This is a genomic window from Rhodanobacter sp. G1, from assembly GCF_055397855.1.
In genome coordinates, this window is record NZ_AP039674.1 from 704,819 (window position 1) to 718,313 (window position 13,495).

Annotated in this window: 13 protein-coding genes; 10 read left to right on the forward strand and 3 right to left on the reverse strand. The window is 68.6% G+C overall.

The features are described 5' to 3' along the window. Nucleotides 1–60 precede the first annotated feature (60 nt). On the forward strand, nucleotides 61–411 hold the full coding sequence (gene fdxA, locus ACZ5Z2_RS02965) for a ferredoxin FdxA (RefSeq protein WP_464760490.1): 351 nt from the start codon (nucleotides 61–63) through the stop codon (nucleotides 409–411). Between the two features lie 566 nt (nucleotides 412–977). On the opposite strand, the gene gap is transcribed toward fdxA, so the two are convergent. Then, the gene (gap, locus tag ACZ5Z2_RS02970; protein ID WP_464760491.1) at nucleotides 978–1,976 is read right to left on the reverse strand and encodes a type I glyceraldehyde-3-phosphate dehydrogenase; all 999 of its coding nucleotides are present in this window, start codon (nucleotides 1,974–1,976) and stop codon (nucleotides 978–980) included. Between the two features lie 116 nt (nucleotides 1,977–2,092). After that, the gene (locus ACZ5Z2_RS02975; protein ID WP_464760492.1) at nucleotides 2,093–2,530 is read right to left on the reverse strand and encodes a beta-lactamase hydrolase domain-containing protein; all 438 of its coding nucleotides are present in this window, start codon (nucleotides 2,528–2,530) and stop codon (nucleotides 2,093–2,095) included. Nucleotides 2,531–2,608: 78 nt separating this feature from the next. On the opposite strand from ACZ5Z2_RS02975, the gene ACZ5Z2_RS02980 reads away from it, so the two are divergent. Beyond that, on the forward strand, nucleotides 2,609–3,508 hold the full coding sequence (locus tag ACZ5Z2_RS02980) for an MBL fold metallo-hydrolase (RefSeq protein ID WP_464760493.1): 900 nt from the start codon (nucleotides 2,609–2,611) through the stop codon (nucleotides 3,506–3,508). Here ACZ5Z2_RS02980 and ACZ5Z2_RS02985 read toward each other — a convergent pair. Further along, nucleotides 3,439–3,810 carry an ArsR/SmtB family transcription factor gene (locus ACZ5Z2_RS02985; protein WP_464760494.1) on the reverse strand — a complete coding sequence of 124 codons (372 nt, stop codon included), beginning with the start codon at nucleotides 3,808–3,810 and terminating at the stop codon, nucleotides 3,439–3,441. The two genes, ACZ5Z2_RS02980 and ACZ5Z2_RS02985, sit on opposite strands and share 70 nt — an antisense overlap. Nucleotides 3,811–3,989: 179 nt before the next feature. Here ACZ5Z2_RS02985 and ACZ5Z2_RS02990 point away from each other — a divergent pair, with 179 nt between their 5' ends. The 8 genes from ACZ5Z2_RS02990 (at nucleotide 3,990) to ACZ5Z2_RS03025 (ending at nucleotide 13,457) form a co-directional block, all read left to right on the forward strand. After that, nucleotides 3,990–5,267: an NAD(P)/FAD-dependent oxidoreductase gene (locus ACZ5Z2_RS02990; RefSeq protein ID WP_464760495.1), complete on the forward strand. Its 1,278-nt coding sequence runs from the start codon at nucleotides 3,990–3,992 to the stop codon at nucleotides 5,265–5,267. 27 nt (nucleotides 5,268–5,294) lie between these two features. After that, nucleotides 5,295–5,507, forward strand: a complete 213-nt coding sequence (locus ACZ5Z2_RS02995; protein WP_464760496.1) for a YgaP family membrane protein — start codon at nucleotides 5,295–5,297, stop codon at nucleotides 5,505–5,507. Nucleotides 5,508–5,532: 25 nt separating this feature from the next. Continuing rightward, a complete protein-coding gene (locus ACZ5Z2_RS03000) occupies nucleotides 5,533–6,618 on the forward strand; it encodes an efflux RND transporter periplasmic adaptor subunit (protein WP_464760497.1) in 1,086 nt (361 codons plus the stop codon). Next, on the forward strand, nucleotides 6,615–9,866 hold the full coding sequence (locus tag ACZ5Z2_RS03005; protein WP_464760498.1) for an efflux RND transporter permease subunit: 3,252 nt from the start codon (nucleotides 6,615–6,617) through the stop codon (nucleotides 9,864–9,866). Before ACZ5Z2_RS03000 ends, ACZ5Z2_RS03005 begins: the two co-directional genes overlap by 4 nt. A 126-nt stretch (nucleotides 9,867–9,992) precedes the next feature. Continuing rightward, nucleotides 9,993–10,811, forward strand: coding sequence for a S1/P1 nuclease (locus ACZ5Z2_RS03010; RefSeq protein WP_464760499.1), 819 nt, complete (start codon nucleotides 9,993–9,995; stop codon nucleotides 10,809–10,811). A 110-nt stretch (nucleotides 10,812–10,921) separates the two neighbouring features. After that, a complete protein-coding gene (gene pyk, locus ACZ5Z2_RS03015; protein WP_464760500.1) occupies nucleotides 10,922–12,394 on the forward strand; it encodes a pyruvate kinase in 1,473 nt (490 codons plus the stop codon). A 31-nt stretch (nucleotides 12,395–12,425) separates the two neighbouring features. Continuing rightward, nucleotides 12,426–12,977 carry a hypothetical protein gene (locus ACZ5Z2_RS03020; protein ID WP_464760502.1) on the forward strand — a complete coding sequence of 184 codons (552 nt, stop codon included), beginning with the start codon at nucleotides 12,426–12,428 and terminating at the stop codon, nucleotides 12,975–12,977. Between the two features lie 36 nt (nucleotides 12,978–13,013). After that, nucleotides 13,014–13,457 carry an energy transducer TonB gene (locus ACZ5Z2_RS03025; RefSeq protein WP_464760503.1) on the forward strand — a complete coding sequence of 148 codons (444 nt, stop codon included), beginning with the start codon at nucleotides 13,014–13,016 and terminating at the stop codon, nucleotides 13,455–13,457. The last annotated feature ends 38 nt before the right edge of the window (nucleotides 13,458–13,495 follow it).

Sequence of the window (13,495 nt, forward strand, 5' to 3'; positions counted from 1 at the left end):
TCCCGGCGCGGCGGGCGATGCTGCACGGACACCGCGAACCCGGATCGAGCGCTTTCCCTCATGGCCCACGTCGTCACCGAGAACTGCATCAACTGCAAGCACACCGATTGCGTCGAGGTGTGCCCGGTGGACTGCTTCCATGAAGGCCCGAACTTCCTGGTGATCGACCCGGACGAGTGCATCGACTGCACGCTGTGCGTGGACGAATGCCCGGTGGGCGCGATCTTCCCCGAACTCGACGTGCCGGCGGGGCAGGAGGGTTTCCTCGCGATCAACGCCGAACTGGCGCGCGAGTGGCCGGTGCTGACCCGCAGGATTCCCGCGCTGGAGGATGCCGGCAAGTGGGACGGCGTGCCGGACAAGCTGCCGTTGCTGAAGCGCCGAGGAGGAGAGGCATGGCCGCGAACTTGAGTATCGCCATCCCGGCGCAGGCCAGACAAGCGCGAAGCGCGCAGAACGTTCGGAGGGCGGCCCCGTAGGGGCGCGCGTAGCGAGTCATCCCGTAGCGGCAACGCCGATGCAGGCCATACGGTTGCTGGATTCCGGCCTTCGCCCACTACTGTCCGGAATAATTTTGAACATTCGTGGCCGCGGTCTTTCTCGTCATTCCGGCGCAGGCCGGACAAGCGCGAAGCGCGCAGAACGCCCGCAGGGCGGCCCCGAAGGGGCGAGCGAAGCGAGTCATCCAGTGGCCGTGCGGCCTGAGCGAACATGGTCGCTACTGGATCCCGGCCTTCGCCGGGATGACAGTCTGGATAGGTGGTCGTTATCGGAAATGAAGTCGCCTTCTCGCAATGCTTCGTGCAAGCGGCGCGGGTCTTCATCCTTCGACACCATCCCCGGATTATTCCGGACAGCAGTGGGCCTGCGCCGGAATGACGAGCTCGGGGCACCCCAATTCGGATCCTGGGTGGGAGCTACGAAAAAGCCCGCTTGCGCGGGCTTTTGATTCTCGCGATCAGGGACGATCGCCAGGATCACGCCACCACGCGCACCATTTCCAGGCACTTGTTGGAGTAGCCCCACTCGTTGTCGTACCAGCTCACCAGCTTCACGAAGGTGGAGTCCAGCGCGATGCCGGCGTCGGCGTCGAACACCGAGGTGCAGGTCTCGCCGCGGAAGTCGGTGGCGACCACCTTGTCCTCGGTGTAGCCCAGCACGCCCTTCAGCGCGCCCTGCGACTGCGCCTTCATCTCCGCGCAGATTTCCGCGTAGGTGGCGGGCTTTTCCAGCTCGCAGGTGAGGTCGACCACGGAGACGTCCGAGGTCGGCACGCGGAAGCTCATGCCGGTGAGCTTCTTGTTGAGCTCGGGGATCACCACGCCCACGGCCTTGGCCGCGCCGGTCGAGGACGGGATGATGTTCTCGAGGATGCCGCGGCCGCCGCGCCAGTCCTTGTTGCTCGGGCCGTCCACGGTCTTCTGCGTGGCGGTGGCGGCGTGCACGGTGGTCATCAGGCCGCGCTTGATGCCCCACTTGTCGTTGAGCACCTTGGCGATCGGCGCCAGGCAGTTGGTGGTGCAGCTGGCGTTGGAGATGATCGCCTCGCCCTTGTAGGTCTTGTCGTTCACACCGTAGACGAACATCGGCGTGTCGTCCTTCGACGGCGCGGACAGGATCACCTTCTTCGCGCCGGCGTCGAGGTGCTTCTGCGCGCTGGCCTTGTCCAGGAACAGGCCGGTGGACTCGATCACCACGTCGGCGTGCACCTCGTTCCACTTCAGCGCGGCGGGATCGCGCTCCTGGGTGAGGCGGATCGTCTTGCCGTTGACCGCCAGCTGGCCGTTCTCGATGGACACGTCGCCCTTGAAGCGGCCGTGCACGGAGTCGTAGCGCAGCATGTAGGCGAGGTAGTCCGGCTCCAGCAGGTCGTTGATCGCAACGATTTCGATGTCGCTGGCGAAATTCTGCACTGCTGCGCGCAGCACGTTGCGGCCGATGCGGCCGAAGCCGTTGATGCCGACCTTGATGGCCATGGGCAACCTTCCTCCGGTTCGATGGAATGGGAACGGACGGCCGGTCGTGGCCGCCGAAACGCCATTCTAGCCCGAACCACCGGGTCGTGATCCGCTGCGGGTCGTCGATCCGCGCCTCATCCGGACAGGCGGGCCTTGACGTACGGCTGCAGGGCCGACAGGCCGGCCGATTTTCCGGTGGCCATGGCCTGTCGCGCGCTTTGGCCGTCGACCCATGCCGCCTTCAACGCCAGCAGCGCCGCGACACGCTGGCCGCTGGCGCAATGGATCAGCAGGGCGGCGTCCGCGTGCGCGTCCAGCGCGCTTGCGAGTGCCTTGGCGTTGGCCGGGGTGAGATCCTGCGGGCCGGCCACCGGGATATGCACGTAGGCCAGGCCAAGCCGGCGGGCGATGGCGCCTTCGTCCCATCCGGTCGTTTCCGCCGCGGGGCGCAGGTTGACCACGCAACCGTGCGGATTGGCCGCGGCGAAGTCCGCGAGTTGCGCTTCGCTGGGCTGGCCGCCGCAGAGCAGGCGTGCCGCCGGGCAGCACTGGTTCGGTAGATAGCTGCTCATTCGGGTTCCGGTATTTGCGTCGATGGAAGTAAATTAGTATTGTCTAATGTATTGGTCAAGTCCGTGCAGGAGCGGCACATGCATCCGAACGTCATTCCCTTCCGCCACGAGGGCACGGCCACCTGGACGTACCTGGTGCACGCGCCCGGCGACGATGCGGCCGTGCTGATCGATCCGGTGCTGGATTTCGACGTCGCTTCGGGCGAGGCGCGCGCGCAGAGCGCGGCGAAGGTGCTGGCCGCCGCCGAGGCCTCGCGCCTGCGCATCGAATGGATAATGGAAACCCACGCGCATGCCGATCACCTGTCGGCCGCGGCGTGGTTGCGCGAGCGCACCGGTGCGCGGGTGGCGATCGGCGAAGGCATCGTCCGCGTGCAGCGAACCTTCAAGGAGCGCCTGAATCTCGACGACGACGCCCTGGTCGCCGACGGGCGGCAGTTCGACAGGCTGCTGGCCGACGGCGACATCCTGCAGGTGGGCGCGCTGGCCGTGCAGGCGCTGGCCACGCCCGGCCATACCTCGGACAGCATGAGCTATCTGGTCGGCGACGCGGTGTTCGTCGGCGATACCTTGTTTTCGCCGAGCAGCGGTTCGGCGCGCTGCGATTTTCCGGGCGGCGACGCCCACGCGTTGTATCGTTCGGTGCAGCGGCTTTACGGCCTGCCGGCGACACGCATGTTCCTGTGCCACGACTATCCGCCGGCCGGCGCCGAGGCGCGTGCGGAGATCCCGGTGCAGGAGCAGCGGGCGGCGAACATCCACCTGCACGACGGCATCGACGAGGCGGACTTCGTGGCGATGCGCAACGCACGCGACGCCACACTGGCCGTGCCGCGATTGTTGTGGCCTGCGCTGCAGGTCAATATCCGCGGCGGCCGGCTGCCGCCGCCGGAAGGCAACGGCGCCAGCTACCTGCGGCTGCCGGTGCGCTTGCGCGACGAGGACGCGCACAGCGGCGCTTCCTCGGGGGCGCAGTAGATCCCGTAGAGCGTGGCGATGATCTGTTCGGCCGGCCCGTGCGCCAGCGTGTACCAGATCGTCTGCGATTCACGCCGCGTGCGCACCAAGCCTTCGTCGCGCAGCTTGGCGAGGTGCTGCGAGAGCGCCGACTGGCTGAGATCGGCCAGCTCCTCGTTGAGCTGGCCCACCGACATTTCCTGACCGACGAGCAGACAAAGCACGCGCAGGCGCTGCGGGTTGCCCAGCGCCTTCAGCAGCCGCGAGGCTTCCTCGGCCCGCTCGCGCATGGCGTTCAAGTCGTGTTTGGCAGTGGCTGGCATGACGCCTCCGAAGAACCGATCCGGCAGATTCGATGCTTGACTTTAGCGCAATCATCTAAATAAGATAAATCTAATTTAGTTAAGTTGAATTATATCGTCGCTTGAGATGAATCAAGGGGCCCGCAAGGGCGGCTACCCATCCTGATATCGGCTAGGGGGAAGGCTCCATGGCAAAGATCGTGATCCTGGGCGCGGGGCTGGGTGGTACGGCCGCCGCATACGAAATCAAGGCGGCGCTCGGCGCGGCGCACGAGGTGACGCTGGTCGGCGACAGCCCTTATTTCCAGTTCACCCCGTCGAACCCCTGGGTGGCGGTGGGCTGGCGCAAGCAGGAGGCGATCCGGGTCGCGGTGGCCGAGCCGATGCGCCGTCACGGCATCCGCTTCATCGACGTGCCGGCGCAGCACGTGCTTCCGGCCGAGAACCGCGTGCGCCTGGTCGATGGCCAGGATCTGCCTTACGACTACCTGGTGATCACCACCGGCCCGCGGCTCGCGTTCGACGAGGTGCCGGGCCTGGGGCCGGATGGCGGACACACGCACTCGATCTGCACCGGGCCGCACGCCGACGAAACCTGGCGCGCCTACCAGGCGCTGCTGGCGAATCCGGGCCCGGTGGTGATCGGCGCGGCCCCGGGTGCCAGCTGTTTCGGGCCCGCCTACGAATTCGCCTTGATCGTCGACGCGGATCTGCGTCGGCGCAGGCTGCGCGATCGGGTGCCGATGACCTTCGTCACGCCCGAACCCTATATCGGCCACATGGGCCTTGGCGGCGTCGGCGACTCGAAAGGCCTGCTGGAATCGATCCTGCGCGAGCGCGACATCCGCTGGGTCGCCAATGCGCGCGTCACCTCGGTCGAAGCGGGCAGCCTGAAGCTCGACGAGGTCGACGCCAAGGGGGCGGTGGCGCAGTCGCGCGAGTTGCCGTTCGCCTTCGCCATGCTGCTGCCGGCATTCACCGGCATTCCCGCGCTGCGTGGCATCGAGGGGCTGACCAATCCGCGCGGGTTCGTCCTCATCGACGAGCACCAGCGCAACCCCGCCTATCGCAACATCTTCTCGGCCGGCGTGTGCGTGGCGATTCCGCCGGTCGAGGCCACGCCGGTGCCGACGGGCGCGCCGAAGACCGGCTTCATGATCGAATCGATGGTCGGCGCGATCGCCGAGAACCTGCGCGACGAGCTGGCCGGCCGGCCGGTACAGGCGCGCGCCACCTGGAACGCCGTGTGCCTGGCGGACATGGGCGATACCGGCGCGGCGTTCGTGGCGCTGCCGCAGATCCCGCCGCGCAACGTGACGTGGGCCCGCGTCGGCAAATGGGTGCACTACGCCAAGGTGATGTTCGAACGCTACCACCTGCGCAAAGTCCGCACCGGCAACACGCATCCGTTCTACGAGCGGCTGATGCTGAGGATGCTGCGGATCGAGTCGCTGAAACCCGATGCGTCCCGCCGTTGAGACGCTTCCTTGCCGCGGAGTATTCCCATGAACATCGATCGCTTCGTACTCGGATTCGCCGGCAGCATGGTGCTGCTGAGCGTCGCGCTGGCCCATTTCGTGTCGCCGTGGTGGCTGCTGCTCACGCTGTTCGTGGGCGCCAACCTGCTGCAGTCCGCGTTCACCGGCTTCTGCCCGCTGGCCATGGCGCTGGCGCGCTTCGGCCTGCGCGCCGGCTGCGCTTTTCCTTCCCGCAAATAATGCTTGCCCGCACCGGAACCGTGCCGTGAATCGAGCCCTCCGAATCCTGTGGCCCGCGTTGCTGGCCATGGCGCTAGCCGCCTGCGGCGGCGGCAAGCAGCCGCCTGCGCGGCAGCATGGCGCCACGCCGCCGTTGGCTTCGCTGGTGGTACGCCCCGACGAAGCGCCGAACCGGCAGGCATGGGACGGCACCGTCGAGGCGGTCAACGCGGCCGTGCTCACGGCGCAGACCGACGCCCGCGTGATGGAGTTGCCGCACGACGTGAACGACGTGGTGCAGGAAGGCGCGGTGCTGGTGCGCCTCAGCAACGTGGAGCAGAAATCCGCGGCGCGCGCCGCGCAGGCGCAGATCGCCTCGGCGCGGGCCGGCTACGTCAATGCCGAGGCCAGCTTCAAGCGCTTCGCGGCGATCTATCCGCAGGGCTACGTGTCGAAGGCGGACTACGACCAGGCGCTGGCGCAGCGCAATGCCGCCAAGGGCGCGCTGGAGGCGGCGCAGGCGCAGTGGAGCCAGGCCGGCCAGGCGGAGAAGTACACGGTGGTGCGCGCGCCCTACGCCGGCGTGATCACCAGGCACTACGTGCAGGTGGGCGAGGCCGTGACCGGGCCGCCGTTCGCGCAGCAGCTGATCGGCATCGCCTCGCTCAAGGATCTGCGCGTGGAAGTGAAGGTGCCGCAGAGCGTGGCCGAGGCGATCCGGCGCTCGGGCACGGCCGAGGTGCAGTACGACGGCGGCCGCGAGCGGCTGGCGGCGGGCAAGGTCACCGTGTTCCCGTATGCCGACCCGGCCACGCACACTTTCAGCGTGCGGCTGGATCTCTCCGGCGAACACGCCGGGCTTTACCCCGGCATGACGGTGAAGGTGGCCTTCGCCACCGGCGAGGCGAAGCAACTGCTGGTGCCGCTGTCCGCGCTGGTGGAGCGTGGCGAGCTGCAGGGCGTGTACGTGATCGACGGCGACCAGGTCGCGCTGCGCCAGTTGCGCACAGGCGACGTGTCGGGCGATCGCATCCAGGTGCTGGCCGGGCTGGACGGCGGCGAGCGCATCGCCACCGATCCCGCCGCCGCCGCGCGCTGGCTGATCGCCCGGCGCCGCGAGGAGGCGCGATGAACGCGTCGCGGCTCGGCTTTGCCGGGCGCATCGCCCGGATCTTCCAGTCCTCGCCGCTGACGCCGATCCTGGCGGTGGCCGCGTTGCTGCTCGGCCTCACCGCGATGGCGATCACGCCGCGCGAGGAGGAGCCGCAGATCGACGTCACCATGGCGAACGTCACCGTGCCGTTCCCGGGTGCCGGCGCGCACGACGTGGAAAACCTGGTGACCTTCCCGCTGGAGCAGAAGCTTTCCGAGCTGCAGGGCGTCAAGCACGTCTACTCGGTCAGCCGGCCGGGCGTGTCGATGATCACGGTGGAGTTCCAGGTCGGCGTGCCGCGCCAGGCCGCCATCGTGCGGCTGTACAACCAGATCTACCAGAACCGGGATTTCGTGCCGCGCGGCCTCGGCGTGGGCCAGCCACTGATCCGTCCGATGGGCATCGACGACGTGCCGGTGATGGCGTTGACGCTGTGGAGCGACCGCCCCGATGAAGGCCCCACCCAACTGGCCGAAGTGGCCCACACGCTGGAGACGGTGCTGAAGCGGGTGCCGGGCACGCGCGACGTCTACACCATCGGCGCACCCGACCGCGCGGTGGTGGTGCAGCTCGACCCGGCGAAGCTGGCCTCGTACGGCATGTCGCTCACCGACCTGTCGAATGCGCTGAAGGCCGCCAACGTGGTGGCCCAGGCGGGCGACCGGGTGGCCGGCAACCGTGACATCCCGGTCACCGCGGGAACCTTCCTCGCCAGCGCGGACGACGTGGCGCACCTGGTCATCGGGCTCAAGGACGGCCAGCCGGTCTATTTGTCCGACGTGGCGAACGTGCAGCAGGGTGCCGACCTGCCTTCGCGCTACGTCTGGTTCGGCTCGCCGGCCGGTCGGCCGGGGCCGGCCACCGGCAATGCGCCGGCGGTGACCATCGCGATCGCCAAGAAGGCCGGCACCAACGCCGCCGACATCACCACGGCGATCCGCGCCCGGCTCAAGGCCATGCAGGATGTCGACATCCCCGCCGGCGTGCACGTGGCGGTGACCCGCGACTACGGCCAGACCGCCACCGCCAAGGCCAACAGCCTGCTGCTGCACCTGCTGCTCGCCGCAATGTCGGTGGTGCTGCTGGTGATGTTCGCGCTGGGCTGGCGCGAGGGCGTGGTGGTGGGCGGCGCGGTCGTGATCACGCTGGCGCTCACCCTGTTCGCCTCGTGGGCGATGGGCTTCACCATCAACCGGGTCTCGCTGTTCGCGCTGATCTTCTCGATCGGCATCCTGGTCGACGACGCCATCGTGGTGGTGGAGAACATCCACCGGCACATGGCGCTGGGCGGGCGCAGCCTGCGCGAGGCGATTCCGGAGGCGGTCAGCGAGGTCGGCGGGCCGACCATCCTGGCCACCTTCACGGTGATCGCCGCACTGCTGCCGATGGCCTTCGTCTCCGGCCTGATGGGGCCGTACATGCGGCCGATCCCGATCAACGCCTCGGCGGGCATGCTGCTGTCGCTGGCGGTGGCACTGATCGTCACGCCGTGGCTGGCGCTGCGGTTGCTGCGGCATGTGCATCGCCACGAAGAAGCTGCGGGCGAAGCGAACGGCGGTGCGCGCCACGAGGCTGCCGGCGGACGCCTGCTGCGGCTGTTCCAGCGCGTCATGCGGCCCTTCATCGACGGCGACCGCGCGCGCCGCCGCCGTCGCCTGCTGTTCGCCGCCATGGGGCTGCTGGTGCTCGCTTCGGTGGGGCTGGTGATGGTGAAGGCGGTGGTGCTCAAGATGCTGCCATTCGACAACAAGTCGGAATTCCAGCTGGTGGTGGACATGCCGGAGGGCAGCACGCTGGAGCGCACCAACCAGCTGTTGCACGACCTCGCCGCGCAGGTGGCGACGATTCCGGAAGTGCAGGATTGGCAGGGCTACGCTGGCACCGCCTCGCCGATCACCTTCAACGGCCTGGTGCGCCAGTACTACCTGCGCCAGGGGCCGCTGGTCGGCGACCTGCAGGTGAACCTGGTGGACAAGTCCGATCGCCACCGGCAGAGCCACCAGATCGCGCTCGCCGCCCGCCCCGCGCTGGCGAAGATCGCCGCGCGCTACGGCGCGTCGCTCAAGGTGGTCGAGGTGCCGCCCGGCCCGCCGGTGCTGGCGCCGATCGTGGCCGAGGTCTACGGGCCCGACTACCGCAGCATCCGCAAGGCGGCGCTGGGTATCGAAAACGTATTCCGTGCCGAGCCCGGCATCGTCGACGTGGACACCAGCGTGGAAGCCGATGCGCCGCGCGAGGTGGTGGTGGTCGATCGTGCCCGCGCGGCGCGCCTCGGGCTGTCCCAGGCGGGCATCGCGCAGGCGCTGCGTACGGCCTTGTCCGGCGATGACGCCACCTACCTGATGGACGGCCACGCCAGGTACGCCGTGCCCGTCCGGCTGCGCTTGCCCGCGGGCGACCAGGCCTCGATGGATCAGTTGCTGGCGCTGCGCGTACGCGCGCAGGGCGGCGCGCTGGTGCCGCTGTCGGAAGTGGTGCAGGTGGAACCGGCCAACTGGGAGAAGGCGATCTACCACAAGGATCTGCTGCCCTACGCCACGGTCACCGGCGACGATGCCGGTTCCGCAGACAGCCCGCTGTACGGCATGTTCGACCTGGTCGGCAAACTCGACCACCGGAAGATCGACGGGCAGGCCGTGGCGCAGCATTTCATCGCGCAGCCGCGGAGCACCGCCGGCCTGTCGGTGAAGTGGGACGGCGAGTGGCAGATCACCTACGAGACCTTCCGCGACATGGGCCTGGCCTACATCGGCGGCCTGGTGATGATCTACCTGCTGGTGGTCGGCCAGTTCAGGAGCTACGTGGTGCCGCTGATCATCATGGCGCCGATCCCGCTCACCGTGATCGGCGTGATGCCCGGCCACGCGCTGGCCGGCGCGCAGTTCACCGCCACCTCGATGATCGGCATGATCGCGCTGGCCGGCATCATCGTGCGCAACTCCATCCTGCTGATCGACTTCATCAACCACGCGGTGGCGGCGGGCAGGCCGCTGGGCGAGGCGGTGGTCGACGCGGCCGCGGTGCGCGCCAAGCCGATCGTGCTCACCGCGCTGGCGGCGATGCTGGGCGGCTTCTTCATCGTCGACGACCCGATCTTCCAGGGCCTGGCGGTGTCGCTGATCTTCGGCGTCCTGGTGTCGACGGTGCTGACCCTGCTGGTCATTCCGCTGCTCTACTACGCGTGGCTGTCGCATGGCGCGCACCGTCGCGAGCGCGCGGCGCAGTAAGCGGCAGGTGGATCGCCGGGCCCGGCCCGGGAAAATGGCCGGCGGCGACGGGGCGGCACGGGCGGGGGCGGCTGTCACGGTCGCTGTGGCAAGATGTCCGTCCGCTTTTCCGGACAAGGTTCTCGCATGTCATCGATTCGACGGGCCGGCATGATCCTGCTGGCCGCCCTTCTGGCCGTTCCTTCCGCGCAGGCCTGGGGGCCGCTGGGCCACAGCATCGTCGCCGCGCTGGCGCAGAAACACCTGAGCCCGGCCGCCGAGGCCGAGGTGGAGCACCTGCTTGCGCTGGATCACACCACGCAGCTCGCGGACATCGCCAGCTGGCCGGACGAGATCCAGGACAACCCCGCGCTGGACGCGCTGTGGAAGCGGACGCGCAAGCTGCACTACATCAACTTCCGTGGCGGCCCGGCCTGCGACTACGTGCCGCCGCGCGACTGCCGCGACGGCGAATGCGTGGTGGGCGGACTGGCGCACTACGTGGAAATCCTCCAGGACAAGTCGCAGCCGGACGCGGTGCGCCTCGAAGCACTGAAATTTGTGGTGCATTTCGTGGGCGACGAGCACCAGCCTCTGCACGACGGCTACCGCGACGACCTCGGCGGCAACAAGTACCAGGTGCAGTTCGAGGGCAAGGGCAGCAACCTGCACAAGGTCTGGGACTCGGGCATGCTGAAGACGCGCGGCCTGGACTGGCAGGCCTACGCGCAGAAGCTGGACGCGGAAGGCCCGGCGGCGCTGCCGCAGCCCATCGCGCCGCTGGACAACCCCTATGCGCAATGGGCGGAGGAATCCTGCCGCATCACCGCCACGCCGGGCTTCTACCCGGACGGCCACAAGATCGGCCAGGCCTACGTCGACGCCGAACTGCCGGTGGCCGAGAACCAGTTGCGCATCGCCGGGCGCCGCCTGGCCGAGGTGCTCAACCTCGCGCTGGCGCCGTGACGCGTTACATGCGGCGTTACATACGAATGCAGGCTGGCATGGCGTCGGCTATCTGCTAGCCTCCACGGCTCGACCGGAATTTAGACGTCCATAGCTCACCAGGCCACCGCATGACCAACACGCCGCTCCGCCGCACCAAGATCGTCGCCACTCTCGGCCCCGCCACCGATGCGCCGGGCATGCTCGAAAGCATCATCGCCAACGGCGTCGACGTGGTTCGTCTCAATCTGTCGCATGGCCAGCCGGACGACCACCGCGCCCGCGCCGCGGCGGTGAAGGCGGCGGCGGCGGCGGCGGGCCGCGAGGTGGGCGTGCTGGCCGACCTGCAAGGGCCGAAGATCCGCGTGGAGAAGTTCGCGAACGGCCCGATCCAGCTCGAGGTCGGCAAGCCCTTCGTGCTGGACTGCCGCGCCGACGCGCCGCCCGGCGACATCGACCGCGTGGGCGTGAGCTATCTCGGCCTGCCGCAGGACGTGCGCCCCGGCGACGTGCTGCTGCTGGACGACGGCCTGGTGGCGCTCACCGTCAACGAGGTGGCCGGCACCGAGATCCACTGCACCGTGCTGGTGGGCGGCAAGCTGTCCGACCGCAAGGGGCTCAACCGGCAGGGCGGCGGGTTGTCCGTCACCGCGTTGTCGGACAAGGACAAGGCCGACATCAAGCTCGCCGCCGAGATCGGCGCCGACTTCCTCGCCGTTTCCTTCGTGCGTTCGGCCGACGACATGCACCTCGCGCGCCGCCTGCTGCACGAGGCCGGCGGCAGCGCCGCGCTGGTGTCCAAGATCGAGCGCGCCGACGCGATCCCCGTGCTGGGCGAGATCATCGACGCCTCCGACGTGGTGATGGTGGCGCGCGGCGACCTCGGCGTGGAGATCGGCGACGCCGAGCTGCCCGGCCTGCAGAAGAAGATCATCCGCGAGACCGTACAGCGCAACCGCGCGGTGATCACCGCCACGCAGATGCTGCAGTCGATGGTGCGCTCGCCCATCCCCACCCGCGCCGAGGTGCTGGACGTGGCGAACGCGGTGATCGACGGCACCGACGCGGTGATGCTGTCCGAGGAAACCGCCGCCGGCGCCCATCCCGACAAGGCGGTGGCGGCGATGGCGCGCATCTGCCTGGGCGCCGAACGCCAGTTCGAGCCCAAGGAAGACCTGGCCAACGCCGGCCATCACCTCAGCCGCACCGACCAGGCCATCGCGCTGGCCGCGATGGTGCTGGCGGCGCAGCTCGGCGTGCGCGCCATCGTGGCGCTCACCGAGTCCGGCGCCACCGCGCAGTGGCTGTCGCGCTACCGCAGCGCGATCCCGATCTACGGCCTGTCGCCGTTCGCCGCCGCACGCCGCCGCATGCAGGTGCTGCGCGACGTGCGCGCGGTGGAGTTCAGCCACGGCGAAAACCAGAGCATGGCCGCCTCCACCCGCGCCGCGGTGCGCCTGCTGTTCGGGCAGGGCAAGCTGGCCGAGGGCGACAGCGTGGTCATCACCTATGGCGATCGCGTGGGCCACGTGGGCGGCACCAACACGCTGAAGCTGCTCGCGGTGGGCGCCGACGGCGCGGTGGACAACATCCGCGACCTCTGACGTTTGCCCGCGTGGCGGAACGGGGAAGGGAATGAAAACCACGCTCTACACGGTGCTGTGCGTCGCCATTCGCCTAGGCGCGGTCTTGATGGCCGTCGGCCTGTTCGAGCGCTTGCCGGTGTTCCTGTGGCAATCCCCGGAGGGCGGGTTCGCCCTCGATGCGGTATTGCTTGCCCTGTTCGGTCTGCTGATTGCGGGGGCGCTGTGGTTGTGGCCCGGCGTCCTTGCGCGCTGGGCCGTCGGCCGTAGCGGCCACGAAACGCTGGAAGTGGGGCTGGGCGCCGACGCCTTGATGGCGGTGGCGCTGGCCGTGACTGGCGCCATGCTGGCCGTGTCGGGCGTGGCCGGCCTGTTCGGGCACGGCCTGAGCATGCTGTTCTTCAAGAGCCGCCTGGCCGATTCCTCCACGGGCCTGCTGCCGGTGGCGGAATGGCACTGGATGATTTTCTACCTTGCGCAAGCGGCGTGTGGCTTGGCGTTGATCCTGGGCGCACGCGGCCTGGCAAGCCTGGTGTGGCGCCTGCGTGGCTATCCGATGCGGCCGGCGGCCGAGGGTGACGACGGGATCGCGCCGCGCGACTAGACTGTCGGCGTCCCCAACCCCGCCGGAGTACCCGTCATGAACTCGAACGCCTCCCGCCTGATCCGTTCCCTGCTGCTGGTGCCGGCGCTGGTTTGCGCCTTGCCGGTACTGGCGCAGTCGTCGCACCGGATCGATCCGCAGAACCAGTACCACTACTGGATCCGCCTCAATACCAAAGTACAGACGGATCTGCCCAACTCGGGCGACAACCTGGACAAGCCCGGCTGCGCGGCGGTGACCTACACCATCGGTTCCGACGGCGTGCCGATGAACGTGCAGCTGGCCAAGCTGGTGCCCAGGAGCGACCTGGGCAACGCCGCGGTGACCGCGGTGAAGAACTTCCGCTACGGTCCTTCGCTCACCAACCGCATCGACCAGCCGATCGACACCTACTACATCGTGCCGTTCAACGCGCCTGACGGCCCGGAGGGCATGCAGAAGGTGATGGAACCCTGCAAATTGCCCGGCTACGGGCAGTGATCGGCGCAAGAACCTGCTCGATTTCTCCGCGGGCCATG

Excerpts from the sequence above, each read along its gene's own strand:
- fdxA (WP_464760490.1), top strand. The coding sequence starts at position 61 with ATGGCCCACGTCGTCACCGAGAACTGCATCAACTGCAAGCACACCGAT.
- gap (WP_464760491.1), bottom strand. The coding sequence starts at position 1,976 with ATGGCCATCAAGGTCGGCATCAACGGCTTCGGCCGCATCGGCCGCAAC.
- ACZ5Z2_RS02975 (WP_464760492.1), bottom strand. The coding sequence starts at position 2,530 with ATGAGCAGCTATCTACCGAACCAGTGCTGCCCGGCGGCACGCCTGCTC.
- ACZ5Z2_RS02980 (WP_464760493.1), top strand. The coding sequence starts at position 2,609 with ATGCATCCGAACGTCATTCCCTTCCGCCACGAGGGCACGGCCACCTGG.
- ACZ5Z2_RS02985 (WP_464760494.1), bottom strand. The coding sequence starts at position 3,810 with ATGCCAGCCACTGCCAAACACGACTTGAACGCCATGCGCGAGCGGGCC.
- ACZ5Z2_RS02995 (WP_464760496.1), top strand. The coding sequence starts at position 5,295 with ATGAACATCGATCGCTTCGTACTCGGATTCGCCGGCAGCATGGTGCTG.
- ACZ5Z2_RS03005 (WP_464760498.1), top strand. The coding sequence starts at position 6,615 with ATGAACGCGTCGCGGCTCGGCTTTGCCGGGCGCATCGCCCGGATCTTC.
- ACZ5Z2_RS03010 (WP_464760499.1), top strand. The coding sequence starts at position 9,993 with ATGTCATCGATTCGACGGGCCGGCATGATCCTGCTGGCCGCCCTTCTG.
- pyk (WP_464760500.1), top strand. The coding sequence starts at position 10,922 with ATGACCAACACGCCGCTCCGCCGCACCAAGATCGTCGCCACTCTCGGC.
- ACZ5Z2_RS03020 (WP_464760502.1), top strand. The coding sequence starts at position 12,426 with ATGAAAACCACGCTCTACACGGTGCTGTGCGTCGCCATTCGCCTAGGC.
- ACZ5Z2_RS03025 (WP_464760503.1), top strand. The coding sequence starts at position 13,014 with ATGAACTCGAACGCCTCCCGCCTGATCCGTTCCCTGCTGCTGGTGCCG.